21 protein-coding genes are annotated in these 25275 nt (G+C 69.2%); 8 read left to right on the forward strand and 13 right to left on the reverse strand.

Annotation, left to right across the window (positions count from 1 at the left end; translation table 11 throughout):
* Positions 1-132: 132 nt before the first annotated feature.
* Positions 133-1245, reverse strand: a complete 1113-nt coding sequence (locus ACFXMV_RS18360) for an N-formylglutamate amidohydrolase (RefSeq protein WP_378503683.1) — start codon at positions 1243-1245, stop codon at positions 133-135.
* A gap of 45 nt (positions 1246-1290) precedes the next feature.
* Here ACFXMV_RS18360 and ACFXMV_RS18365 point away from each other — a divergent pair, with 45 nt between their 5' ends.
* Together ACFXMV_RS18365 and ACFXMV_RS18370 are read left to right on the forward strand one after the other, a co-directional pair.
* Positions 1291-2124 carry an alpha/beta fold hydrolase gene (locus ACFXMV_RS18365; protein WP_378499533.1) on the forward strand — a complete coding sequence of 278 codons (834 nt, stop codon included), beginning with the start codon at positions 1291-1293 and terminating at the stop codon, positions 2122-2124.
* 133 nt (positions 2125-2257) lie between these two features.
* Positions 2258-4624: a protein kinase gene (locus ACFXMV_RS18370; protein WP_378499532.1), complete on the forward strand. Its 2367-nt coding sequence runs from the start codon at positions 2258-2260 to the stop codon at positions 4622-4624.
* Between the two features lie 19 nt (positions 4625-4643).
* Here the strand turns inward: ACFXMV_RS18370 and ACFXMV_RS18375 are convergent, their stop codons facing one another.
* A complete protein-coding gene (locus ACFXMV_RS18375; protein ID WP_378499531.1) occupies positions 4644-6674 on the reverse strand; it encodes a prolyl oligopeptidase family protein in 2031 nt (676 codons plus the stop codon).
* A 139-nt stretch (positions 6675-6813) separates the two neighbouring features.
* Here ACFXMV_RS18375 and ACFXMV_RS18380 point away from each other — a divergent pair, with 139 nt between their 5' ends.
* The 3 genes from ACFXMV_RS18380 to ACFXMV_RS18390 are packed head-to-tail and all read left to right on the forward strand — an operon-like array spanning position 6814 to position 10733.
* The gene (locus ACFXMV_RS18380; protein ID WP_378499530.1) at positions 6814-7560 is read left to right on the forward strand and encodes a PaaX family transcriptional regulator C-terminal domain-containing protein; all 747 of its coding nucleotides are present in this window, start codon (positions 6814-6816) and stop codon (positions 7558-7560) included.
* Positions 7557-9191 (forward strand): acyl-CoA dehydrogenase family protein, encoded by a 1635-nt coding sequence (locus ACFXMV_RS18385; RefSeq protein ID WP_378499529.1) that lies wholly within the window; start codon positions 7557-7559, stop codon positions 9189-9191. Before ACFXMV_RS18380 ends, ACFXMV_RS18385 begins: the two co-directional genes overlap by 4 nt.
* Positions 9192-9224: 33 nt before the next feature.
* Positions 9225-10733: a class I adenylate-forming enzyme family protein gene (locus ACFXMV_RS18390; RefSeq protein ID WP_378503684.1), complete on the forward strand. Its 1509-nt coding sequence runs from the start codon at positions 9225-9227 to the stop codon at positions 10731-10733.
* 60 nt (positions 10734-10793) lie between these two features.
* Here ACFXMV_RS18390 and ACFXMV_RS18395 read toward each other — a convergent pair whose 3' ends face one another.
* Positions 10794-11822, reverse strand: coding sequence for an alpha/beta hydrolase (locus tag ACFXMV_RS18395; protein WP_378499527.1), 1029 nt, complete (start codon positions 11820-11822; stop codon positions 10794-10796).
* A gap of 256 nt (positions 11823-12078) precedes the next feature.
* Between ACFXMV_RS18395 and lpdA the strand changes: the two genes are divergently transcribed.
* Entirely contained in the window at positions 12079-13497 is a 1419-nt protein-coding gene (gene lpdA, locus ACFXMV_RS18400) for a dihydrolipoyl dehydrogenase (RefSeq protein ID WP_378503685.1), read from the forward strand.
* Between the two features lie 89 nt (positions 13498-13586).
* Here the strand turns inward: lpdA and ACFXMV_RS18405 are convergent, their stop codons facing one another.
* Complete coding sequence (locus tag ACFXMV_RS18405) at positions 13587-13970, reverse strand: winged helix-turn-helix transcriptional regulator (RefSeq protein ID WP_378503439.1); 384 nt, start codon at positions 13968-13970, stop codon at positions 13587-13589.
* Positions 13971-14073: 103 nt separating this feature from the next.
* Here ACFXMV_RS18405 and ACFXMV_RS18410 point away from each other — a divergent pair, with 103 nt between their 5' ends.
* Entirely contained in the window at positions 14074-14937 is an 864-nt protein-coding gene (locus ACFXMV_RS18410; RefSeq protein ID WP_378500482.1) for an SDR family oxidoreductase, read from the forward strand.
* A 52-nt stretch (positions 14938-14989) separates the two neighbouring features.
* Here the strand turns inward: ACFXMV_RS18410 and ACFXMV_RS18415 are convergent, their stop codons facing one another.
* The 9 genes from ACFXMV_RS18415 to urtA form a co-directional block, all read right to left on the reverse strand.
* On the reverse strand, positions 14990-16603 hold the full coding sequence (locus ACFXMV_RS18415; protein WP_378500481.1) for an MFS transporter: 1614 nt from the start codon (positions 16601-16603) through the stop codon (positions 14990-14992).
* A 244-nt stretch (positions 16604-16847) separates the two neighbouring features.
* On the reverse strand, positions 16848-17387 hold the full coding sequence (locus ACFXMV_RS18420; RefSeq protein WP_378500480.1) for a carboxymuconolactone decarboxylase family protein: 540 nt from the start codon (positions 17385-17387) through the stop codon (positions 16848-16850).
* Positions 17384-18265 carry an SDR family NAD(P)-dependent oxidoreductase gene (locus ACFXMV_RS18425; RefSeq protein WP_378500479.1) on the reverse strand — a complete coding sequence of 294 codons (882 nt, stop codon included), beginning with the start codon at positions 18263-18265 and terminating at the stop codon, positions 17384-17386. Before ACFXMV_RS18425 ends, ACFXMV_RS18420 begins: the two co-directional genes overlap by 4 nt.
* A gap of 161 nt (positions 18266-18426) precedes the next feature.
* Entirely contained in the window at positions 18427-19137 is a 711-nt protein-coding gene (locus ACFXMV_RS18430; protein WP_378500478.1) for a GntR family transcriptional regulator, read from the reverse strand.
* 2 nt (positions 19138-19139) lie between these two features.
* Complete coding sequence (gene urtE / locus ACFXMV_RS18435) at positions 19140-19847, reverse strand: urea ABC transporter ATP-binding subunit UrtE (RefSeq protein ID WP_378500477.1); 708 nt, start codon at positions 19845-19847, stop codon at positions 19140-19142.
* The gene (urtD, locus tag ACFXMV_RS18440) at positions 19840-20664 is read right to left on the reverse strand and encodes an urea ABC transporter ATP-binding protein UrtD (protein WP_378500476.1); all 825 of its coding nucleotides are present in this window, start codon (positions 20662-20664) and stop codon (positions 19840-19842) included. The genes urtE and urtD overlap by 8 nt, the downstream gene beginning before the upstream one ends.
* Positions 20661-21764, reverse strand: a complete 1104-nt coding sequence (urtC, locus tag ACFXMV_RS18445) for an urea ABC transporter permease subunit UrtC (protein WP_378503440.1) — start codon at positions 21762-21764, stop codon at positions 20661-20663. The genes urtD and urtC overlap by 4 nt, the downstream gene beginning before the upstream one ends.
* Positions 21761-22645, reverse strand: coding sequence for an urea ABC transporter permease subunit UrtB (gene urtB, locus ACFXMV_RS18450; RefSeq protein WP_378499701.1), 885 nt, complete (start codon positions 22643-22645; stop codon positions 21761-21763). The genes urtC and urtB overlap by 4 nt, the downstream gene beginning before the upstream one ends.
* Positions 22646-22691: 46 nt before the next feature.
* Positions 22692-23966, reverse strand: coding sequence for an urea ABC transporter substrate-binding protein (urtA, locus tag ACFXMV_RS18455; RefSeq protein ID WP_378499702.1), 1275 nt, complete (start codon positions 23964-23966; stop codon positions 22692-22694).
* Positions 23967-24319: 353 nt separating this feature from the next.
* On the opposite strand from urtA, the gene ACFXMV_RS18460 reads away from it, so the two are divergent.
* Positions 24320-25090: a TetR/AcrR family transcriptional regulator gene (locus ACFXMV_RS18460; RefSeq protein WP_378499703.1), complete on the forward strand. Its 771-nt coding sequence runs from the start codon at positions 24320-24322 to the stop codon at positions 25088-25090.
* The last annotated feature ends 185 nt before the right edge of the window (positions 25091-25275 follow it).

A 25275-nucleotide genomic window follows, 5' to 3' on the forward strand; every position in this document is an offset into this window, starting at 1 on the left:
CGTCAGACCCGCGCCACTTCCGGGGTGGGCATCGTCACTGGGAGGGCCGTCGGCGGGGCGGGGGGGGGGGGGGGGGCCCCCCGCCCGCCGCCCGGCCCGCCCCGCCCCGCGCCCCCCCCCCCCCGCCGTCGGCTACCGGCGGGCCCGGTACCCGTCCCAGCTGGCCTTGCACGCACGCGCAAGCATGTCCACCCGATCGGCGTCGGGTTCGGGCCACCCCACGCCCGGCCGCATCAGCTCGGCGGTGAGGTCGGGGCCGAGCAGGAACTCGCGCCGGAACTCTGCCTGGACCGCGCCGAGCGTGACCCCGGCGGCGGCGGCCCGCGGCTCGAGCTCGCGGAATCGCGCACCCGCGGTGATGATCTCGTGGCTGCCGAGGTACGGCTGGTTCAACATGACGGCGGCCGGATCGTCCACCTCGAATCCCGCCCGGTGCGCCTCGGCCAGCGCCCGGACCGCCTGCGGCGCCATGCTCACCGGGTTGTCGCCACGCGGATCGCCCTGCGCGTCGCCGCGGTTCGACAGCGCCACCACGTCGGGCAGTCGGTCGGCCTCGGCGCGCTCGACGTTCACCGCGCCGTCGCGGGTGGTGGTGTGGTTCATCGTGTCGTGGAAGGAGAGCGTGGTGAACTCGACCGGCCCGGTGGACTTCTCGGCGCGCTCGAGGGCGAGGGCCACCATGCGCTCGATGAGATCGTCCCGGGTCTGCTCGTAGACGTCGAGCCCGCGGGCGGCGACCTCGGCGAAGGTGTCCGCGAGTCGGTGCAGGCCCGCGTCGTCGCTCGGCACGCGCAGCAGCGGGTAGAAGGAGAACGTCACCGGGCGGATGGCGTCCACCCCGGTCAGGTCCGCCTTGTTGCCCGGGCCGGCCGAGCGCACCCGGGCAAAGGCTTCACGCAGGGTGGCGTACAGGTCCTCGGGGCGCTCGCGGTTCGGGTCGCGAACCATGCGCGGATGCGGGTTCTCCACGTAGACGATCCGGGAATCTATCTCGGCCCAGCGACGCACCACCGGGCTGGTCGAGCAGTCGGTGAAGTCGAACTGCAGGCGTCGGGTGAACTCGGGTGCGAGGAACTCGCCGAGCTCCTCGGGGATCGCGGCACCCGAATGTGGGCAGCTGACAAGGAGATCGGCCTCGACGAGCGCCTGGTCGAGGCTGCGGCGACCGCGGTCTGCGTAGAAGATCAAGTCGTCCGGGGTGAACACGGTGCCTGCGGGCAGGAACAACGGATCAGCGGTTGCCATGTCCGAACCCTATCGGCCCGCGCCCGCGCGATGCAGGATTGGAGTGTGGACACCATTGCGATCCAGATGCCCGACGGCACCACCATCCCGGTCCGGCTGTTCGCGGGCCGCCCGGCCGCGCCGGTGGTGGTGATCTTCCCGGGGCTCGGCGTCCCAGGCGGGTTCTACGCCCCGGTCGCCGAGGCGCTGGTCGCGAGCGGTTTCAATGTCGTGGTCGGGGAACTCCGTGGCCAGGGCGACAGCAGGCCCCGGCCGGGCGCCAACAGCAGCTACGGCTACCAGGAACTGGCGTCCGTCGACTATCCCGCGGTCTTCGAGGTCGCGCGGGAGCGGTTCCAGGACAGCACGCCGTACCTGCTCGGCCACAGTATGGGCGGGCAGTTGGGGGTGATGTACGCGGCCAGGGTCAGGGGACGGCTCGGCGGGTTGATCCTGGTGGCGTCGGGTTCGCCGTACCACCGCGGGCACGGCGCGGTCCGCGGCGCCGCGCTGCTGGCCGGTTCGGCGGCGATGTCGGTGACGGCGAACGTCGCCGGGTTCTGGCCTGGCGACCGGTTGGACGTCGGCGGTTTCGGACGGCAGTCGAAGGTGCTGATCGCGGACTGGTCCAGGTTCGCGCGGACCGGCACCATCGAGCCGACCGGCGCGGACATCGACTACGAGGAGCGGATCGGCCGGCTCACCCTCCCGGTGCTGTCGATCTCCGTCGAGGCCGACGACCTGGCGCCGCGGCAGGCGATCAAGAATCTGGTCGCGAAGATGCCGAAGTCGGATCTGACCGTCTGGCATCAGCCGGAGCCGTTGGGGCACAACGGCTGGATCCGGAGCCCGGACAGCACCGTCGGGCGGGTCGTGGAGTGGCTGCACGACCGCGCCTGACCCGCCGAGTGCGCAGTTGTCGTCATTCCACTCGGGCGATGCCCCGATAACTGCACGCTCGGCGGGGATACCCTTGATGGGACCGCATCTCGAGCAAGCCCGCGCCCTGCGGGAGGTCCGAAACCGATCCGCCATGAATGAACCCGTTCGCCCGACGAGCGATGAGACGATCGCAAGCGGGCCGCTGACCGAGCTTGCCCCCGACATCGGCATGCACGGGAGCCCGACCGCGTCCTCCGACACGACCGGCTCACACCCGGAACGGGGGCTGGTCGTCGACAGCGGCGTGCGGCGCCTGGCCGCCGACTGGGAGGCGACACGCGCCCCCGCCGACCTGACGGACTACCTGCCTGACGCGGCGGCGATCCGTCGCGCGGCACTGATCGACCTGGTCAGGGTCGATCTCGAGTACCGGTGGCTGCGGGGCGGCCAGCCGAAACGGATCGCCGACTACTGCCTCGAGTTCCCCGAGCTGCTGGCGGAGCCGCTGCCGCCCGAACTCGTGTACGACGAGTTCCGGGTACGCCGCGCGAGCGGGGCGACGGTCGAGCCGAACGAGTACCTGCTCCACTTCCCGCAGCAGGCCGACCGATTCGAATGGTTGCTCGAGCACGACATGTCCTGGGGGCCCGGCGCGTCCACCCCGATCGAATTGCCCGAGAACGCCGAGTTCGCGGTGGGGCAGCAGCTCGACGACTTCGATCTGGTGGCCGAGCTCGGGCACGGCGCGTTCGCCCGCGTGTTCCTGGCCCGCCAGCTCTCGATGCAGCGTCCGGTGGCGCTGAAGATCTCGCGCAATGTCGGCACCGAGCCGCAGACCCTCGCTCAGCTCGACCACCCGTACATCGTCCGAGTCTTCGATCAGCGGCTGATCGAGGACCGGCAGGTGCGGGTGCTGGTCATGGAGTACGTGCCCGGCGGCACGCTCCTCGACGTGGTCAAGGTCGTCCGGGCGACCCCGCCGGAGCAACGCACCGGTCAACTCCTGATCGACACGATCGACAAGGTCCTCGCGCGCAAGGGGGAGGTACGGCCCAGCGAGTCGAGCGTGCGCGCCGAGATCGCGGCGCTGTCGTGGCCGGAGACCGTCGCGTGGATCGGCCTGCGGCTCGCCGACGCGCTCGAGTACGCGTGCGCCCACGGCGTCCTGCACCGCGACGTCAAGCCGGCCAACGTGCTGCTGAGCGTCGAGGGTGTCCCGAAGCTCGCCGACTTCAACGTCAGCTCGAGCGACGCCGTCGACCCGGCGGGCCGGGCCGGCTTCGTCGGCGGGTCGGTCGCGTACATGGCGCCCGAGCAGCTGGCTGCGGTATCCGCGGGCTCGACCGTCCCGGAGTCGGCTTCTACGGCGGCGCCCATCGACACCCGCAGCGACATCTACGCGCTCGGGGTGATGCTGTGGGAGTTGTTGACCGGTGTCCGCCCGTTCGACGACGCCCCCGCGGGCGGGGCGCAGCCGTCGCCGGACGAGGTGCTCGCGATCCGGCGCCGCGGGGTGAATCCGGCGGCGAGGGCGACGGTTCCGGCCGACTGTCCGGCCGCGTTGAGCCGGGTCCTGATGACCTCCCTCGCCTTCGACCCCGACGATCGCTGGTCGAGCGGCCGCAAGCTCGCGCGCCAGTTCGCGCTGTGCCTGGATCCGCACGCCCGCGACCTCGTCGACCCGCGCCCGGGGAGTTGGCGTGGGGCGCTGTCGCGGTGGTCGCTTCCGATCCTGCTGGCCGCGATCGGGATCCCCAACCTGCTGGCCGCGGGCTACAACTATTACTACAACAGGGTGCTGATCATCTCCGGCCTCTCGCCCGAGGCCCAGGACCATCTCGAGCTGGTGCACCTGGTGATCGGGGGATTGGCGTTTCCGCTCGGCGCGATCCTGATCCTCTACTGGTGTCGGCTCGCGCTCATCGTGCCGCGCGGATTGCGGAGGGGACAGCGGTACGAACCCGAGATCCTCGGCAGGGCGCGCACCGCGACCCTGAACCTGGGGCACCGGGCGGTGGTGGTCTCCTTCGCGCTGTGGGTGGTGGCAGGCGTCGCCTATCCGATCGCCCTGCAGGTCGCGGCGGGCGGCATCCCGTCCTCGGCCTACTCGCACCTGATCGCGTCGCTGGCGGTCTGCGGGGCGGTCGCCGTCGCCTACCCGTTCTTCATCCTGACCTTCTACGCGGTGCGCTGCGTGTACCCGATCCTGTTGTCGCACGGGGAGATCGGCAGCGCCGACGGCCGCGATCTGCGGGCGCTCGGCCGGATTATCACGCGCTACCTCGCGGTGGCGGCGTCGGTTCCGCTGGTCGGGGTCGCCGGCCTCAGCTTCGTCGGGGCCGATCCGGGCAACGCGGTCAACGCGACGGTCCGCGCGCTGTGCGTGGGTGGCATCGTCGCGTTCATCGGTGTGTACCAACTGTTCGGGTGGATCGGGGGAGACCTGCGCGCCCTCATCCGGGTGGTCTCGCTTAGCGGCCCCGCCGCCGGTGCGCGTGTTGCACCCCGATCGGGGTGAAACACGCGCACAGTTCGCGTCAGCGCGTCAGCTGCGCCCAGAGGAACGTGAACGTCAGGGCCGTCTTGAACGCCAGCTGCGCGTTGTCGGAGGCGCCGCCGTGTCCGCCCTCGATGTTCTCGTAGTACCAGACGCGGTGCCCCTGCTCCTCGAGTCGCGCGGCCATCTTCCTGGCGTGGCCGGGGTGCACCCGGTCGTCGCGGGTGGAGGTGGCGATCAGGACAGGCGGGTACGACGCGTCCGCGTCGGTGTTCTGGTACGGCGAGTACCGGGAGATGTACTCCCACTCGGCCGGCTCGTCCGGGTCGCCGTACTCGGCCATCCAGGAGGCGCCTGCCAGCAGCAGGTGATAGCGGCGCATGTCCAGCAGCGGCACCTGGCAGACGATGGCGCCGAACAGCTCGGGGTACCGGGTGAGCATGACGCCCATCAGCAGTCCACCGTTGCTGCCGCCCTGCGCGCCGAGTTGGTCGGGCGTGGTGATCCCGCGCTCGACCAGATCGCGAGCGACGGCCGCGAAGTCCTCGAATACCTTGTGCCGACCGGCCTTCAGTGCCTGGGTGTGCCACTCGGGTCCGTACTCGCCACCGCCGCGAATGTTGGCCACCACGTAGGTGCCGCCACGCTCGAGCCAGGCCAGGCCGGTCGCGCCGCTGTACGACGGGGTCATCGAGTTCTCGAAACCGCCGTAGCCGTACAGCAATGTCGGTCCGGGGGCGGCCTCGCGGTCGCGCACCACGAAGTAGGGGATCCGGGTGCCGTCCTCGGACACCGCGAAATGCTGGGCGACGGTGAGCGACTCGGCGTCGAAGAACGACGGCGCCTGCTTGAGGACCTCCACCGGCTCGCCGACGGTGCCGTGCAGCAGCGTCGCGGGCGTCGTGTAGCCGCTCGAGTTGAGGAAGAACTCGTCGCCCTCGACCGGATCCACGTCGAGGACGTCGGTCGTGGTGAGTTCGGAGATCCCATCGAGGGAAACGTCCGTCCAGCCGTCGGGACCGGGCGTGCGCACCCGCAGCCGGGTCTGCACGTCGGACAGCGTGACCAGCAGCAGGTGGTTCCTGGTCCACACGTACTGCTCGAGGGAGGTGTGTGCGTCGGGAGCGAAAAGCACTGTCAGGTCACGAGATCCGGCGAGGTAGTCCTGGTACCGGGCGGCCAGCAGGGTGCCGGCCGGGTACTCCTGGCCTGCGACGGACCAGGGCGACCTGGTGCGGATCAGCAGCCAGTCCCGGTGCACGGACAGCCCGGCGTCCTCCGGTGTCTCGATCCGCACCAGGGCGCCGTCGTCCATCAGCTGGAAGCGTCGGGAGTTGTAGAAGTCGATGGACCGTTCGACGAAGCTGCGCTGGAATCCGGGGGTGCGGTCGTACCAGGCCGACACCGCGACGTCGGCCGGCTCGCCCTCGAACACGGTGACGGCCTCGTCGATGCCGGTGCCGCGGGTCCAGCGCTTGGCGATCCGTGGGTAGCCGGAGTCGGTCAGCGAGCCCGGTCCGAGGTCGGTGCCGACATACACGGTGTCCACGTCGATCCAGCCGACGTCGGTCTTGGCCTCCGGCAGGAAGAACCCGCCGTCGGCCGGTTCGACGAAACAGCGCCGCTCCAGGTCGAATTCGCGGGTCACGGTGGCGTCGGCGCCGCCCCTCGAGAGGCTGATCAGCGCCCGTTCCTGGCCGGGGCGGAGCACCTGAGCGCCCGACCACACCCAGTTCTCGCCGTCCCGTTCGGCCAGGTCGTCGACGTCGACCAGCACCTCCCAGTTCGGGGCGTCGGTGCGGTACTCGTCCATCGTCGTCCGCTGCCAGAGGCCGCGCACGTGCTCGGAGTCGCGCCAGAAGTTGTAGAGGTACTGGCCGCGGAGCCGGACGTACGGGATGCGGGCATCGGTGTCGAACACCGCCCGGATCCGTGCCTGTAGGTCCGCGAACCCGTCGTCGTCGGCGAACTCGCCGGTGGTGCGGTCGTTGCGTTCGCGCACCCAGTCCAGCGCGGGCTCGGCGGTGACCTCTTCGAGCCAGAGGTAGGGGTCGTGCGGGTCGGAAGCCATTGTTCATTGATACCCCTGACGTGCGGATCCGCGCGCAAGCGGGGGACCAGGCGCCGGCCGGGGGTTCCCATCCGCCTGCCGGAGTGCTACAAATCTTAGACAGCTGTTGTGAATCTGTAACATGCAGCGAGGAGGTTTCATGCCGGTTCGTACGCTCGCCGAGCTCACTCCGCCGATGACCGCGCGGTCGGTGGTGCTGAGCCTGCTGCTCGGCACGCGTCCGGCGCGGATGTCGGGGCGGGAGATCATTCGCATCGGGGAGCTGGTCGGGATCGCGCCGTCGACGACGCGTGCCGCGCTCTCCCGGATGGTGGCGGCGGGCGACCTGGTCTCGGCGAACTCGATGTACCTGCTCGGTGCGCGGCACCTGGACCGCCAGGTCCTGCAGGAGGCGCTCGTCAACCCGCGACGAGTCCCGTTCGACGGCCGTTGGGACATGGTGGTCGTCGTGGTGTCCGGCCGCGAGGCCGCGGCTCGCGGCGTGTTGCGTACCACCCTCGCCGAGCACCGGTACGCCGAGCTGCGGGAAGGGGTGTGGATGCGCCCGGCCAACTTGACCGGACACGACCTGCCCCCGCTGGGCGAGGTGCACCGGTTCGCCGCGGTCCCCGAGGACGCCGCCGCGCTGGTCGAGCAACTGTGGGACCTCGACGCCTGGGCCGCCGAGGCCAGGCTCATCCTCGCCGCTCTGTCGGCGCCGGAGCACTCCCAGCAGCGATTCATGGCCGCGGCCGCCGCGGTGCGGCACCTGCGCACCGACCCGGCGCTGCCCGACGAACTGCTCCCCGAGAACTGGCCCGCCGACGAATTGCGTTGGGCCTACGACGATTACCGCGCCCAGTTCGCCGAGCTGACCATGCGCGAGGAAGTGAAGGACAAGAAGTGAAGACGCATGAGGTGACCAATCAGGTTCCGCTGCTGATCGACTATGACACCGCCGGGCACCCGCTGTTCGACGAGATCCTGACGGCCGCTGGCGCCGCCGACGCGCTCGCCGAGGTCCACGAGGTCGGCACCCTCGCCGGGAGCGCGTACGCCAAGGAGCTCGGCGACCGCGCGGAGGCGCACCCGCCGATCCTGCGCACCCACGACCGGTTCGGCCACCGGGTCGACCGTGTCGACTACGACCCCGCCTACCACGACTTGATGCGACACGCGGTCGAGTTCGGTCTGCACGGCGTACCGTGGCGCGACAAGCGCGACAACGCGCATCTGATCCGGGCCGCGAAGTTCACCGCCTGGCAGGTCACCGACGCCGGGCACGGCTGCCCTGTCTCGATGACCTATGCCGCCGTCCCGGCGCTGCGCGCGGACGAGAAGCTGTCATCCGAGTTCGAGCCGCTGCTCGGGAACGACCAGTACGACCCGTCCGTCGCCCCGACCGCGCTCAAGCGGGGCCTGATCGCGGGCATGTCGATGACCGAGAAGCAGGGCGGCTCGGACGTACGGGCCAACACCACCACCGCCACACCGCAGCGGGACGGCAGCTACCGGATCGTCGGGCACAAGTGGTTCACCTCGGCGCCGATGTCGGACATCCTGCTCACCCTGGCGCAGGCGCCCGGCGGGCTGACCTGCTTCGTGCTGCCGCGCGTGCTGCCGGACGGCACGATGAACTCGATTGCGCTGCAGCGTCTCAAGGACAAGCTGGGCAACAAGTCCAACGCCAGCAGCGAGGTCGAGTACGACAACGCGCTGGGCTGGCGGCTCGGCGAGGAGGGCCGCGGTGTCCGGACCATCATCGAGATGGTCAACATGACCCGCCTGGACTGCACCCTCGGCTCTGCCGCGCTGATGCGTGAGGCTGTCGGGCAGGCCGCCCATCACGCCGCGCACCGCAGCGCGTTCGGAGGTCTGCTGATCGACAAGCCGTTGATGCGCAACGTGATCGCCGACCTCGCCGTCGAGGCGGAGGCGTCCACCACGGTCGCGCTGTGGCTGGCATCGCAGACCGACGCCGCGCTGCGCGGCGACGAGCGGGCCGGGCTGCTGCGGCGCCTAGGCCTGGCGGTGTCCAAGTACTACGTGTGCAAGCGGGGACCGGGCCATGCCGCGGAGGCGCTGGAGTGCCTGGGCGGCAACGGTTTCATCGAGGAGTCCGGTATGCCGCGCCTCTACCGCGAGGCTCCGCTCGGGTCGATCTGGGAGGGCAGCGGCAACGTCGCGGCCCTGGACACCCTGCGCGCGCTGGCCAAGCAGCCCGAGGTGCTCGGGGTGTTCTTCGACGAGCTCGACGCCGCCGCAGGCGTGGACGCCCGGTACGACGCCTACGTCGCCGCGCTCAAGGCGCAGTTCGCCGACCTCGGCGACCTCGAGTATCGCTCCCGCGTCGTGGTCGGCCGACTTGCGTTGGCGCTGCAGGGCTCGCTGCTGGTGCGGTCCGGGAACCCGGCGGTCACCGATGCCTTTCTCGCCACCCGGCTCGCAGGCGACTGGGGCACCGTCTACGGCACCCTGCCAACGGGTCTGGACCTGACCCCGATCATCGACCGCGTCGTCCCCGTCCCGGTCGCCTGACCCCACTTAGGGCACACGAGATATCGGAGCATCATGGAACGCACACTCGGACAGCTGCTGTCCCGCCGCGCCTACCTCACCCCCGACAAGGAGGCGTGGATCGGCCGGGACTACCGGTACACCTTCGCACAGGTGGACCGCCGCGTCGACCTGCTCGCCGCGTACCTGCGGGCCGCAGGCGTCGGGGCGGGGGATCGGATCGCCCTGCTCGCCAAGAACGGCGAGTTCCACGCCACCACGGTGTTCGCGGCGGCGCGGCTCGGCGCGATTGCGGTGGTGCTGAACTGGCGGCTGCCCGCGCCGGAACTGCAGTATGTCCTCGAGGACGCCACCCCGGCCGCCTTCGTCTACGACCACGAATTCGCCTCGGTCGTGGCGGCATTGGAGGGTGTGCCTGCGGTGCGGGTGTGCTCAGCACCGGATGCCGCGGACGACTCCACTGTGGACTATCGCGAGGTGACCGCCCGGCCGTGGCAGCCGCTCGAGCCGGTGCCCGCGCCGGCGCCGAACGATCCGGTGGTGATCATGTACACCTCGGGTACCACCGGGAAACCCAAGGGCGCCATGATCTCCCACGAAAACCTGCTGTGGTCGGCGCAGGGCTGCGCGGCGACGCTGGAGTGGCACGGCGGACATCGGTTCCTGCTGGTGGCGCCGATGTTCCACATCGGCGGGTTCAACCCGGTGGTCACCAACACGGTGCAGGGCACCCCCTGTGTGTACCTGCCCGACTTCGACCCGGTCGTGGTGTGGGACACCATCGCCCGAGAGCGCATCACCACGATGATGGCGGTGCCGGTGATGCTGCAGGCGCTGCTCGCGGTGGCCGCCGCGACCGAGGTGGACGCGTCCAGTCTGGTCAATGTCACCTGTGGCGGGTCGCCGGTGTCGGTGGATCTGATCGAGGCGGCCGGGCGGGCCGGGATCACCGTCCAGGCGGTCTACGGCATCACTGAGTTCTCCGGCGCGCTGACCTACTGGACCCGCGAGATGGGCATCGACGCCGCCGCCACCCAGGGCAGGGCGATGATGTTCGGCGAGATCAAGATCGTCGACGCCGACACCGGTCGGGACGTGCCTGCCGGCACCGCCGGCGAGGTGTGGTGCCGCGGGCCGATGGTGTTCACCGGGTACTGGAACAATCCGGATGCCACCGCGTCCGCGCTGATCGACGGCTGGTACCGCAGCGGCGACATCGGGCTGGTCGACGAGCGGAACTTCCTGCACCTCAAGGACCGGCTCAAGGACATGATCATCAGCGGCGGCGAGAACATCTACCCCGTCGAACTCGAGCGGGTACTGGCTCGGCATCCGGCGGTGCGCGAGGTCGCGGTCGTCGCACGCGCCGATGCCAGGTGGGGTGAGGTGCCGGTCGCGCACGTCGTGGTCGAGCCCGGGAGCACCCTCGCGGCGGAGGACCTGATCGCGTACGGCCGCGAGCACCTGGCGTCCTACAAATCCACTAAAGACGTGGTGTTCGCGGACGCCCTACCGAAGAACTCGGTCGGCAAGATCCTCAAGCGCCAGCTGCGCGCCGCCTAGGGCATGAAAAAGGCCCCGCACCAACCGGTGCGGGGCCCTTCTCATGTCAGACGCCGAGGGTCACAGTCCGAGGGACTCGGCGAGCATCGGCCACGACTCGTGCAGGTCGTCCTGCCAGTAGCCCCAGGAGTGGGTGCCGGCCGGGCGGAAGTCGAAGGTCGCCGGGATGCCCAGCTGGCCGAGCCGGCCTTGCAGGTTGTGCGTGCACTGGTTGACCGCGGCCTCGATGAGTCCGCCGACCAACATCTGGTTGGCCAGGACGTCGACCTTGCCGTTCACAGCCGGGTTGGCCAGGTTGTCATGATCGCCGGGCAGGCCGGTGGAGGAGGAGACGAACAGCTTGAGGCCACGCAGCTTCTCGGCGTTGACGACAGGGTCGTTGGCTGCCCAGCCGGGGCCGTCGAGCGGGCCCCACATGTTCGTCGCCTTGGCGCCGCCGCGGGACTCGATGACCGTGCGGATGTAGAACTGGCCCGCCTCGGTGCTGGTCTCCGCGCAGCCGCTGTAGGCGCCGACGCTCTTGTACAGCTCCGGGGCCGCGATCGCGAGGTTGAGCACCGAGGTGCCCGCCATCGAGATGCCCGCGATCGAGTTGACGCCGCTGGTGTCGAAGGACGCGTCGATGATCGGCGGCAGTTCCTTGGTCAGGAAGGTGGTCCACTTGTTGCGGCCCAGCTTCGGGTCGTCCTTCTGCCAATCGGTGTAGTAGCTGAAGGCGCCGCCGATCGGGGTGACCACGTTGACGTTCTTGTCGGCGAAGAAGTCCATGATGTCGGTCTGCTTCTGCCAGGTGGCGCGGTCCTCGCCGCCGCCAGCGCCGTTGAGCAGGTACAGGGTCGGGCGGGGCGCGCTGGTGTCGGCGGGGGTGATCACCTCGACCGGGATCACCTCGTCCATAGCCGCCGAGTAGACGTGCGCGGTCACCTTGCGGTCGGAGTTCTTCTCGATCCGTTCGAGCTTCGACCCAGACTCCGACTCCGCGGCGGCCGGCGCGGCGGGCGCGATGGCGGGGCTGGCCAGCATGGGCAGCACGGAGAGCGCGACGGCCGCCGCAACGAGGCGGCCGCGGCGGGATGTCTGAGGACGCATGCGAGAAACCTTCACTGTTGATTCGTCGGTTCGCGGATCCCTGGCGTTACGGGGCTCGCGCAAACCGACGTCGATGCTCGGCCTGTTCGGGTACTGTGCCTGTTTCTTTCTACCCGACCGGTCGGTCGTTAGCTACTGCATCAATTGGAGCCGCTGGTAGGGTTCGTCCGTTCCAGGGGAGCGTCGGCACGTGCTACCGGCGGGTAACCCGACCATGCCGGGACAGCGAATCGCGGCGGGTCTACCCTGAGCAACCGTGACCTCACACTATGACGTCGTTGTTCTCGGGGCCGGTCCCGGTGGGTACGTCGCTGCTATCCGCGCGGCACAACTCGGACTGAAAACCGCCATCATCGAAGAGAAGTACTGGGGCGGTGTCTGCCTGAACGTGGGCTGCATCCCGTCCAAGGCGCTCCTCCGCAACGCGGAACTCGCCCACATCTTCCACAACGAAGCCAAGACCTTTGGCATCTCGGGAGAGGTGAGTTTCGACTTCGGGGCCGCCTTCACGCGGAGCCGTTCCGTCGCGGACGGCCGCGTCAAGGGCGTGCACTTCCTGATGAAGAAGAACAAGATCACCGAGTATGACGGTCGCGGCACCTTCACCGACGCCAAGACCATCTCGGTGGCCAAGTCCGACGGGACCAGCGAGACCGTCACCTTCGACAACGTCATCATCGCGACCGGCACCACCACCCGGATGCTGCCCGGCACCGCCGTCAGCGCGAACGTGGTGACCTACGAGGAGCAGATCCTCACCAGCGAGCTGCCCGGCTCGATCCTCATCGTCGGTGCGGGCGCCATCGGCATGGAGTTCGCCTACGTCCTGCACAACTACGGCGTGAAGGTCACGATCGTAGAGTTCCTCGACCGCGCGCTGCCGATGGAGGACGCGGACGTCTCCAAGGAGATCGCGAAGCGGTACAAGAAGTACGGCATCGACATCAAGACCTCGACCGGCGTGCAGTCCGTCACCGACAACGGCGCCGCGGGCGTCACCGTCACCATGGCCAAGAACGGCAGCGACCAGGTCGAGACCGTCGTGGTGGACAAGGTGCTGCAGGCGATCGGCTTCGCGCCGAACGTCACTGGCTACGGCCTCGAGAGCACCGGCGTCGCGCTCACCGACCGCGGCGCCATCGCCATCGACGAGCGGATGCGCACCAACGTGCCCGGCATCTACGCCATCGGTGACGTCACCGCGAAGCTTCAGCTCGCCCACGTCGCCGAGGCGCAGGGTGTGGTGGCGGCTGAGACCATCGGCAACGCCGAGACCCTCGAGCTGGGCGACTACCGGATGATGCCGCGTGCCACGTTCTGTCAGCCGCAGGTCGCGAGCTTCGGTCTCACCGAGGAGCAGGCCAAGGCGGAGGCCACGGCGCGCGGCTCCGACATCAAGGTCGCGACCTTCCCGTTCACGGCCAACGGCAAGGCGCACGGCCTCGCCGACCCGAACGGTTTCGTCAAGCTCATCGCCGACACCGCGCACGGCGAGCTGCTCGGCGGCCACCTGATCGGCCCCGACGTCTCCGAGCTGCTGCCCGAGCTCACCCTCGCCCAGAAGTGGGACCTGACGGTCAACGAGCTCGCGCGTAACGTGCACACGCACCCGACGCTGAGCGAGGCGCTGCAGGAGGCCATCCACGGCCTCGCAGGGCACATGATCAACTTCTAGATCTGCAAACGCAGAAAGGGGCGTCCGGCAATTGCCGGACGCCCCTTTCTGCGTTTGCGGGGGTCGGTGTCCGGGCGGGGTGCCGGGGCTCAGCGCTCGACGTATCGAGACTGCGCGTCGATGACCTCGGGCATCCGGGACTCCACCAGCTCGATCAGGCCGACCAGTCGCTCGGCCACCTCGGTGCCCAGCCGGGTGAGGCTGTACTCGACCTTCGGCGGGATCGCCTCGAGGACCTCGCGGTGCACCAGCCCGTCGCGCTCGAGGGCCTGCAGGGTCTGCGAGAGCATGCGCTCGCTGACGCCGTCGACGCGGCGGCGCAGTTCGCCGAAGCGGTGGGTCCCGTCGGCGAGGGCCGCCAGTGCCAGTGCGCCCCAGCGGCCGGTGACGGTCTGCAGGACTGATCTCGAGGTGCAGCCGCGCGCGAAGACGTCGGCCTCGAGGGTCGGCTGCTGCTCATCGGCGGTGGTCACGGCACCAGCATACCCGCAGCGCTAACTGTTGCGGTTGCACTTACGAATAATTAGTGCACTATGGGAGTTGAAACGTCAACAACTTCTCGCTGAAGGAGCTCACATGACCATCGCCATCACCGGGGCCACCGGACATCTCGGCCGCCTGGCCATCGACGCGCTGCTGACGCGCGGGGCGTCGGCAGGCGACCTGGTCGCCATCGTCCGGGATCCCGCCAAGGCCGCTGACCTCGCCGCCGGGGGCGTGCAGGTGCGCCAGGCCGACTACGCGGACCGCGACGCCTTGACGGCCGCGCTGGCAGGCGTCGACAAGCTGCTGCTGATCTCCGGTAGCGAGGTCGGCCAGCGCGTCGCGCAGCACACCAACGTCATCAATGCCGCGAAGGAGGCGGGCGTCGGGTTCGTCGCGTACACCTCTGTGCTCGACGCGCAGAACAGTCCCGTCAGCCTCGCGCCGGAGCACAAGGCCACCGAGGAGCTGCTCGGCGCGTCGGGCATCGACCACGCGCTGCTGCGCAACGGCTGGTACTGGGAGAACTACACGACTGACCTCCCCGGGACCGCCGAGCGTGGCGTCCTCGCCGGTGCAGGCGGCGAAGGAAGGCTCGCGGCTGCGGCGCGCGTCGATTACGCCGAGGCGGCCGCCGTCGTACTGCTTGCCGACGGTCAGGCGGGCAAGGTCTACGAGCTCGGCGGCGACGAGCGGCTAACCCTCGCCGAGCTGGCGGCGAAGATGTCCGAGGCGACCGGCAAGACCGTCGTCTACCAGGACCTTCCGACAGTGCAGTTCCAGGCAGCGCTCGAAGGTGCGGGACTGCCCGCACCGATCGCGGAGATGCTCGCCAGCGCGGACGCCGGGATCAAGGCCGGCGCGCTGGACACCACCAGTGGCGACCTGCAGGCACTCATCGGCCGCGCGTCCACCCCGGTCGTCGAGGTCCTGCGCGTAGGCGCTGCGCGCCTGTGAGTCCTTCTGGTCCCTCAGTGGGCCAGAAGGACTCACAGGTGGCGGAGCCGCCTCAGTGCATCCCGACGGGGGCCTCGTCGGGCAGATCGCCCTTCTTCGCGCGGACCAGCACGACCACCAGCGGCGCGATCACCACGATCAGCGCCGCGGCCCAGCCGAACACGTGCGCGTACCCGGCGACCTCGGCGCCGAACGCGTGCTCCTTGACCGCGCCGATGAATTCCTGCACCGGAGCGGGCAGCGCAGCCAGTTCCTCCGCGGTCGGCGGCACAGCCGTGGCCAGGTCCGCCGGGATCGCGTCGGCCGGGACACCCGCGGGCGGGGTCGGGGCGGCGTTGGTTGAGCCCCACGCCGACTTCGCGGAGACGTAGATCGTGGTGAACAGCGCGGTGCCCAGCGCCCCGCCGATCTGGATCGTCGCGTTGGCCAGCGCGCTCGCGGCGCCCGCGTCGTGATCCTTGACGCCGATCAGCGACAGGTTCTGCATCGGCACCATCAGCAGGCCGAGGCCGAACCCGAAGGTGGCCAGGCCGGGGAACACGTGCGTCCAGTACGAGCTGTCCACCTCGATCTGCGTCAGCAGCGCCAGCCCGACCGCGGCGACCAGCGGACCGGCGATCATCAACGGCTTCGGCCCGATCTTGGTGCTCAGCTGGGCCGAGATGCCCGCGGCGAGCACGATGAAGATCGCCATCGGCAGCGAACCGAAGCCGGCGGCGACCGGGCTGAAGCCGAGCACGATCTGCAGGTAGAAGGTCAGGTACAGGGTGCCGCCGAGCAGCGCGGCACCCACCAGCAGCGAGCCGATGAACGCGGCTCCGCGGTCGCGGTGCCACGGCACCGACAGTGGCAGCAGCGGGTTCTTCGAGCGCTTCTCGACCAGCACGAAGGCCGCAAGCGCGACCAGTCCGAGGCCGATGAAGGCGACGGTCTGTATCGACGCCCAGCCGTGCTTCTCCGCCTGGGTGAAGCCGTAGACCAGGGAGCCCAGGCCGATCGCGATGAGCACGGTGCCGGGGATGTCGTAGCTGGTGTCGCCGTGCGCCTTGGTCTCCCGGACGATCGGAGCCGTGACCGCGATCGCGAAGATCGCGACCGGGATGTTCACCAGCAGGCACCAGCGCCAGTCCACGTACTGCGTGAGGAAGCCGCCGAGCAGCAGGCCGATGGCTGCGCCGCCGCCGGAGATCGCGCCGAACACGGCGAACGCCTTCGCACGCTCCTTCTCGCCGATGAAGGTGGTGGTGAGGATGGCCAGCGCGGCGGGGGCGAGCAACGCGGCGAACACACCCTGAAGGGCCCGGGCGGCGAACAGCTGCATGCCGGTCTGGGCGAAGCCGCCGATCGCGGACGCGACCGCGAAGCCGGCCATGCCGACCATGAACGAGCGCTTGCGGCCCCAGTAGTCGGCGACACGGCCGCCGAGCAGCAGCAGCGCACCGAACGCGAGGGCGTACGCGGTGACCACCCACTGCCGGTCCGAGTCGCTGATACCGAGCTCGAGCTGGGCGTCGGGCAGGGCGATCGAGACGATGGTCCCGTCGAGGACCACGGTCAGCTGCGCGAGCGCGACGATGCACAGCACCAGCCAGCGCCGCTCGTGATTCGGATTGTCGGTCCCGACGGGGGTGCCGGGACGGGCGGAGTCCTGGACGCCTGTTGACATGGGATTCCTACTCGTCGGTGGCACTGACGAACGTCGAGGCCGAAGGGACGGACGCTACCGACGCCCGCGCGGGGCGGTCAATCAAAACCGCAGGTCGGGTTGGCATCGTCACAACCGGGCCGCCAAAAGTTGCCAGCGGGCCGATCGTGTGAACACTCCTCCGCTCGCCCCGAGTGTCGAGAGTGCACCTACCGACGCGGCTCCTGGGCGGATGCGTCGGTAACTGCACTCTCGGCGGGGCGACTCAGGTACGGAAGGTGTCCCGGTCGATGCGCAGGGTGCTGATGACGGTGGCCAGCATGTCGTATCGCTCGACCAGCAGCACGAACTCGATCATCCCGCGCTCGTCGAAGTGCGCGGCCAGCGCGGACCAGGCGTCGTCGTCGAGGTCCTTCGTGGTGACCAGGGCGTCGACCGCGGTGAGCATCGCCCGGTGCCGCTCGCCCCAGCCGGGGTCCGACGGTCCGGCCAGCACCCGCTCGAGCAGCTCGGCGGTCACCCCGGCCCGACGCCCGAGCCGGATGTGGTGGTCCATCTCGTAGTCGGATTCCCGCAGGTGCGCGACCCGCAGGATGATCAGCTCGGTCTCGTGCCGGGAGATCCGGCCGCCGGGCAGCAATCCCGCGTAGAAGTGAAGCCAGCCGCGGAAGGTTCCCTTGGTGCGGCCGAGGGTGCTGAACAGCTGCGCGTCGCGGGTGCCGCCGCCGACCGAGAGCCCGCGCCACAGCACCCAGTTGATCGGGCCCAGCTCGCGCAGCCGGCCCGGGGTGATCCGCGCGCTCATCGGGCGCGCTCCGACAGTCGGCGCGGCAGCTCGGGTTGCTCGGTGGTGTACCGGGTGTGCTCGGTCCGGGCGATGGACAGGGCCTGCGCCATGTGCGGCTGCGGCCGGAGCTCGACGATCCGCTGCGCCGCCATCCGGAAGTGCAGCAGCCCGCCGACCCAGCCGGGTGCGTAGATTCGCTTGCGGCGGCTCGCGATTCCCTTCTCGAAGGCGGTGATCGCGACCTCGAGCGGGGACATGGCGGTGAACATGCCCGACCACTTGATCTTGTCGGCTGCGGCGGTGTCGAAGCCGATCGTGATCATGTCGGTGTCGATCTCGCCGAGGTACCCGACGCCGACGCGGGTGCCGAGGTGCCGCATCTCCACCCGCAGGGTGTTGCCGAGCGCCTCGACCGCTGCGGCCGTCGCGCTGTACGCGCCGAGCAGGGGGAGCTGCGCCCCGACGGCGCCGGACGTGATGATGAGCGCGTACCCATCGGGGTGTCCGATGTGTTCGCCCGCCGCGCGCAGGGTGTAGTAGGTGCCCATCAGGTTGACGTCGACGATGCGCTGCATGACGTCCGGGTCGCCGCCGAGCATCGGCAGCTGCGCCCCGACGCCTGCGTTGGCGATCACCACGTCGAGCCCGCCGAGTTCGTCGGCGATCCCCGCGACGGCCGCGTCGACCTGGGCGTGGTCGCGCACGTCGCAGTAGCGCCAGGGGGCGTTCCCGCACGCCGTCGCCACCTGCTCGAGGAGTTCGCGCTCGAGGCCAAGGAGGCCGACCTTCGCGCCGTGTTCGTGCAACCGCTTGGCAAGGGCGGCGCCGATGCTCCTGGCCGCGCCGGTGATCAGGACGCGGCGCCCAGCCAGCCCCTCCTCGAGACTTTTTGCCATCGCGTTCCACACCCTCTGCGTTCTTACCCAACGGTAGGAAGACGCTACACCGGCCGACCCACGCGCGACGGACATTGAAGGTCCGGCCGACGCCGTCGACTGTGCACTTGTCGGGGCATCGCCCGGGTGCGGGCGACGGAAGGTGCACTCTCGGCGGGCGGCTACTCGCGGATCGCGCGCGCCATCGCGGAACTGGCCATCGCCTGGCCGGTGCGCTCGACGACGAGGTCCCTCGAGCGGCGGATGTGCAGCTGCAGCTCCCCGGCCGCGGGACCCAGGTCCCCGGCGAGCAGGCCGCGGACGATCTTCAGATGCGAGTCGATGGTGGCGCGGACGCGTTCGGGGGTCCACGGGTCGAGCCGACGGACCGGGCGCAGCTTGCTGTGCACCGAGTCCAGTGCCTCGGCCAACGCGTGGTTTCCCGAGGCCCGCAGCAGCGCGGCGTGGAAGGCCTCGTCGCTCGCGATGAAATCGGGCCCGGGAGTGGGTGGATCCGCCCGCATCCGAACCCAGCGCTCGAGCTCGGAGCGCAGGATGTCCGGCGCGTGCGAGAGCCGACGGTCCTCGATGACCCGGTCGATACCCCTCAGCTCTACGGTCATGCGGAGCTCGTACAGGCCGTGCAGGTCCTCGAATCTCGGTCGATACGGGAACAGTCCACCGTCCTCGCGGGCGACGAGCTCCTCCGACAGCAGCCTGGCCAGCGCCTCCCGCACCGGGGTGCGGGAGACGCCGTACAGCTCGGCGAGGCGTTCCTCGCCCAGCCGGTCGAGCGGGCTGAACCGTCCGCAGACCAGGTCGTCGCGAAGCGCCCGGTACACCTGCTCGCCCAGGTGTGAATGTTCCTGACGCACCCGCGATTTCGCGGCCACGGTCAGATGGCCATCGCCGCGCGGACAGCGTTCTCGGCGCCGGGCGAACGGACGCCGCGACCGCCCTCGCCGGTGGAGGTGATCCGTCCGGATTCGAGCACGTAGTAGCTCTGCGCCGCCTGCAGGGCGAAGCCGATGTGCTGCTCCACCAGCAGCACCCCGAGGCCGCCTCGTCCGGTGAGTTCGACGATGGTGCTTTCGATCTCGGCGACGACGGACGGCTGGATGCCCTCGGTCGGCTCGTCGAGGATGAGCATCCGCGGCTCGGTGATCAGGGCGCGGGCGATCGCCAGTTGCTGGCGCTGACCGCCGGAGAGCAGCCCGGCGCGGCGGGTGAGCAGGCCCTTGAGTGCCGGGAACAGGTCGAGCGATTCGTCGATCAGCGCCCGACCGCGCTTACGCCCGTCGGCCACGACCTGCAGGTTCTCCGCCGTGGTGAGCTGCCCGAAGGACTGCTGCCCCTGCGGGACGTACGCCAGGCCGCGGGCCACCCGGGCGCTGGGGCGAAGCTTGCTGATGTCCTCGCCGTCGAAGAGCACCTGGCCGGAGTTGATCTTCAGCAGCCCGACCGCGGCGCGGAGCAGGGTGGTCTTGCCCGCGCCGTTGTGGCCCATCACCGCGGCCACGCCATCGGCCGGCACCAGGGCGGTCACCCCGTGGATGACCTCGGTCCGCCCGTATCCGGCGTGAACATCCCTCAACTCAAGCATTTTCGGTCTCCTTCGTGACGGTGGTTTCGGCCACCTCGGTGGCCGAGGCGGTACCGAGGTACACCTGCTGCACCTTCGGGTCGGCCTGGACCTCCTCCACCGTTCCCTCGGCCAGGACCTTGCCCGCATGCAGCACGGTGACGGAGGTTGCGAACGCGCGCATGAAGTCCATGTCGTGCTCGACCACGACCACCGTTCGCTCACCGCCGATGCGCCGCAACAGGTTTCCGGTCTCCTCGCGTTCGTCGTGACTCATGCCTGCGACGGGTTCGTCGAGCAGCAGCACGTCGGCATTCTGGACCAGCAGCATGCCGATCTCGAGCCACTGCTTCTGTCCGTGCGCGAGGATGCCCGCCTGCTTGTCGCGGAGGTGGCCGAGGCCGGTGATCTCGAGCGCCTCCTCGATCTGTGGGCTGACGGAGCCGCGGCGGCGCAGCAGGGTCAACGCGGAGCGGCCGGCGCCCGCCGCGATGTCCAGGTTCTGCAGGACGCTGAGCTGCTCGAAGACGCTTGCGGTCTGGAAGGTTCGGCCGACGCCGAGTCGAGCGATCTTGTGTACCTTCTTGCCGATCAGCTCGACCCCGGACTTGGTGACCGAGCCGGTCGCGGGCACCAGGCCGGTGATCGCGTCGACCAGGGTGGTCTTGCCTGCCCCGTTGGGGCCGATGAGGAATCGAAGGTCGCCCTGCATCAGGGTCAGGTCCACCCCGTCGACGGCGGTGAACCCGTCGAACGTCACCCGCAGGTCCCGGACCTCGAGGTACTGGCTGGACATTCCGGCGTTGCCGCCGAACACGGGCACTGTCGCGCTGGTCATCGGGCCACCTCGAGTTCGGGTAGGGCGTCGGGGGTTTCGTCGCGGGGGGCGTCCTCGCGCGGCTTGCGGCGCCGGATCAGGGCGATCAGTCCGGCGACGCCCGCGGGGAAGAACCCGACCACGACGATGAACAGCAGACCCTGGGCGTAGATCCAGCCGGACGGGAAATTCTCGGACAGGGTGGATTGCGCCCAGGCGACGCCGATCGCGCCGAGCACCGGGCCGAGCAGGGTGGCGCGGCCGCCGATCGCGACGCCGATGAGGAACGCGATCGAGGGCACGATGCCGACGTCGGCGGGGGAGATGATGCCGACGATCGGCACGAACAGGGCGCCGGCGATGCCTGCGAAGAACGCGGCGACCACGTAGGCGACGACCTTGATGTTCGCCGGGTCGTAGCCGAGGAAGCGGACCCGCTCCTCCTGATCGCGGACCGCGACCAGCAGTTCGCCGTAGCGGCTGTACATCAGCTGCCGGGTCAACGCGACGACCAGCAGCAGCACCCCCGCGGCGATGAAGAACAGCATCCGCTTGTTCGCGGGGTCGTTCAGATTGAATCCGAAGAAGGTGCGGAACCTGTTGAGCCCGTTGCTGCCTCCGATCGTCTGCTGACCGACGAGCAGGATCGCGAACGCGGCGGCGAGCGCCTGGGACAGGATGGCGAAGTAGGCGCCCTTGACCCGGCGCTTGAACACGCCGAGGCCGAGCACGAACGCGACCAGCGCGGGCACCACCAGGATGGCGAGGATGGTGACGAGCGGCGACGTGAACGGCGTCCAGTAGCCGGGCAGTTCGCGGATACCGGCGATCTGCATGAAGTCCGGCACGTCGTTGCCCTTGAGCTCGGCGTCCGCGATCTTGAGGTGCATCGCCATGATGTAGGCGCCGAGACCGAAGAAGACGCCCTGCCCGAGGGTGAGCATTCCGCCTCGGCCCCAGGCCAATCCGATGCCGACGGCGACGATCGCGAAGCAGAGGAACTTGCCGAGCAGGTTCAGCCGGAAGTCACTGAGCACCGCGGGCGCGAGGCCGAACAGCACCAGGGCCGCGAGTGCGAACCCGGCCAGCGGTCGCCAGCGAGTGGTGAGGTAGCCGGTCATACCAAGCTCCTTGTCTTCACGGCGAACAGGCCCTGCGGGCGCGCCTGGAGGAAGACGACGATGATCACGAACAGGATGACCTTCGCGATCGAGGCGGTCGTCGAGTACTCGATGTAGGAGTTGAGGATTCCGAGGGCGAAGGCCGCGATCACCGCGCCCTTGACCTGTCCCAGGCCGCCGACAACCACGACAAGGAACGCGTCGATCAGGTAGGACTGGCCGACCGTGGAGCTGGTCGACCCGATCAGGGTCAGTGCCACGCCCGCGACCCCGGCGAGGCCCGAGCCGATGAAGAACGTGGTGATATCGGTTCTGCGGCTCGAGATTCCGCTGGTCTCGGCGAGGTCGCGGTTCTGCACGACGGCTCGGATCCGCCGTCCCATCGGGGTGGTCTTGAGCGCGACCGACAGCACCGCGACGCAGACGATGGCGAGCACCAGGATGAAGATGCGGGTCTTCGGGACGACGGCGCCGAGGATGTCGACGCCGCCGGCCAGCCATTCCGGAGAGACCACGTTGACCGCCGGCGCCCCGAAGATGTCGCGGGCGAGCTGCTGCAGGATCAATCCGACGCCGAAGGTCACCAGCAGGGTGTCGAGCGGGCGGTGGTACATCCGCTGCACGAGGGTCACCTCGAGCAGCACGCCCATGGCTCCTCCGACGAGGAAGCCGACGAGCAGAGAGACGAGCAGGGACACCCCTGCCGTCGAGAACACTTGTTGCACAACGTAGGCGGTATATGACCCGGCCATGATGAATTCACCATGGGCCATGTTGATCACGCCCATCTGGCCAAAGGTCAGCGACAGTCCCAGCGCTGCCAGCAGCAGGATCGACCCGATACTCAGGCCTGTGAACAACTGTCCGATCACGACATCCATATCGAATGTCCGTCCTCTCTACTCTCTGTCGTCGGCTTCGGGTCGGCTACTTACTGGCCAGGCTCTCGGCCCACGGGTAGCTGGTCAGGTACGGGTCCGGCTCGATCGGGCTGCCCGAGTCCCAGACGGTGTAGATGAGGCCGTCGGGCCGGATCTCGCCGATGCGGGCGGTCTTGGTGATGTGGTGGTTGTCGCCGTCGATCGTCACGAGACCCTCGGGAGCGTTGAAAGTGACTCCGTCAGCGGCATTCTGGATGTCCTCGACGGCGAACGAGTTGGCCTTCTCCGCCGTGTTCTTCCACAGGTAGACCGAGGTGTAGGCGGCCTCCATCGGATCCGAGGTGGGCTTGGTGGCGCCGTACTTGGCCTTGTATGCGTCGACGAACTTCTTGTTCTCCGGGGTGTCGATGGTCTGGTAGTAGTTCCACGCGGTGAGCTGGCCCGCGATGTTCTGCGCACCGATGCCTGCGACCTCCTCCTCGGCGATGGAGACCGAGACGACGGGCATGTCGGCGGCCTTGAGGCCTGCGTTGGTGTACTCGCGGAAGAACGCGACATTGGAGTCGCCGTTGAGCGTGTTGAAGACCGCGTCGGCGTCGGCCGATCGGACCTTGTTGACGATCGTGGAGAAGTCGGTCGATCCGAGCGGGGTGTAGTCCTCGCCCTTGATCTCGATGCCGTTGGCGGCGGCGTAGGCCTTGATCTCGCGGTTCGCGGTCTGCGGGAACACGTAGTCGCTACCGACCAGGTAGAGCGACTTGACGCCCTTCTCCTTCAGGTAGTCGAGGGCCGGGATGATCTGCTGGTTGGTGGTGGCGCCGGTGTAGAAGATGTTCTTCGAGTCCTCGAGGCCCTCATACTGGACGGGGTAGTAGAGCAGCGAGTTCTTGTCCTCGAACACGGGCAGCATGGCCTTGCGGCTCGAGGAGGTCCAGCCACCGAAAACCGCTGCGACACAGTCGCTGCTGATCAGCTTCTCGGCCTTCTCCGCGAAGACGGTCGGCTCCGAGGCGCCGTCCTCCGCGACGATCTGGATCTTCTTGCCCAGCACGCCGCCGGAGTTGTTGATCTCCTCGACGGCCAGCGCGATCGAGTCGCGGACGGTGACCTCGGAGATCGCCATCGTGCCGGACAGCGAGTTCAGCGAGCCCACCTTGATGGTGTCGCCCGAGGTGTCCACACAGGACTCGGCCGAGCCGGCCGCGGCGGTGTCGTCGCCCGCCTTGCTGCCGCACCCGGTGAGCACCAGGCCGACCGCGGCGAGGGCCGCCGGGGCCACGAGGGCGCGCTTGGAGATCGTGGTCCTACGAGAGTTGGACATGTACGAGCCTTTCCTTCGTCGGGGAGGCGGCCGTCCGAGCAGTGCGGGCCGCACAGCGAACACGCCCTGTATCCGCGGCGCGTATACAGGGCTGTATTCGTGTGAGCGCAGACGATATGGGTGAGTTATTGCGGCTGAATGTCACTGCGTGACTTGTTTGTGTCCCGGATTACGGTCGCGTGAACACCGCCATCGCAGGCGCCCCCGCGCAGGCGAATCCTTCGAAGGATCACTGTGCCGGGACGGCACGTGTACGCTCCCGAACGATCAATCAAGCGTTCGATCGGCGGCGTCGGACCGAACGGTGTCGCCCGGCGAGACGTCCAACCGTGGCGGCGCCATGAGGGGGACCGATGAGCACCGCCCGCCGCGACGAGATTCTCGTTCACGCCGCGCAGTTGTTCTGCGAGCGGGGTGTTGCCGGCACCACCGTCCGGGACATCGCCGATGCGGTCGGCATCCTGTCCGGGAGCCTGTACCACTATTTCGGCTCCAAGGACGCGATTGCGCTCGAGATCGTGGTGACCTTCCTCGACGACCTCAACGAGCGCTACGAGACGACGGCCGACCCGGCGCTGTCAGCGCGGGAACGGCTCTCGCAGATGATCTCGCAGTCGTTCGCCGCCGCGTCGGACCATCCGTTCGCCACCGAGATCTACCAGAACGAGGGCTGGCTTTCCGCGCAGCCGCCGGAGAGCCGGATCGCGGTCGCGGTCGGACGGGCCCACGACTTCTGGCGGTCGGCGATCGGACTCGGTGTGGCCGAGGGGGAGTTGCGCGACGACATCGACCCCGAGCACTTCCACCGAATGATCCGTGAGTCGGTGTGGTCGACGGTGCGCCTGTGCCGGGCCACCCTGCGCGCGTCCGCTGAGCAGTTGCGCCACGAACTGATCGCCGTGTTCCTGGACGGGTTCGCCAGCGCAGGCGGTGCCGGTCGGCTCGCCGTGCCGCGCCAGGTCGATGCTGACGCGGATGCGGTGACCGCCGAACCCGCGGGCACCGAACCCGAGGGCGTCGGCGGCGAGGGCGCCGGTTCCGGCGGTGACGAGCTGGCCGACCTGCGGCGCGACATCCGCGAGCTCAAGGACGCCGTGCGAGCGCTCCAGCACGGCCGCGACTAGCGCAGAAGCCGCATCAGGCCCAGCCCCACCTGCCGCTGCCTGCCTACCCGCCCGTCCGCTGCGTCGGCGGACCTCGGCTTTGACTTCCCATGTGACCCACGGCATACTCGCTCACGCCAAGCGCTCAATCAAGCGCTTGATTGATTCGCCTAACGGGTGAAGGTTCGTGGCGACGACAGGAGTCG

The organism is Rhodococcus sp. NPDC059179, from assembly GCF_042754885.1.
Classification (GTDB): Bacteria; Actinomycetota; Actinomycetes; order Mycobacteriales; family Mycobacteriaceae; genus Rhodococcus_G.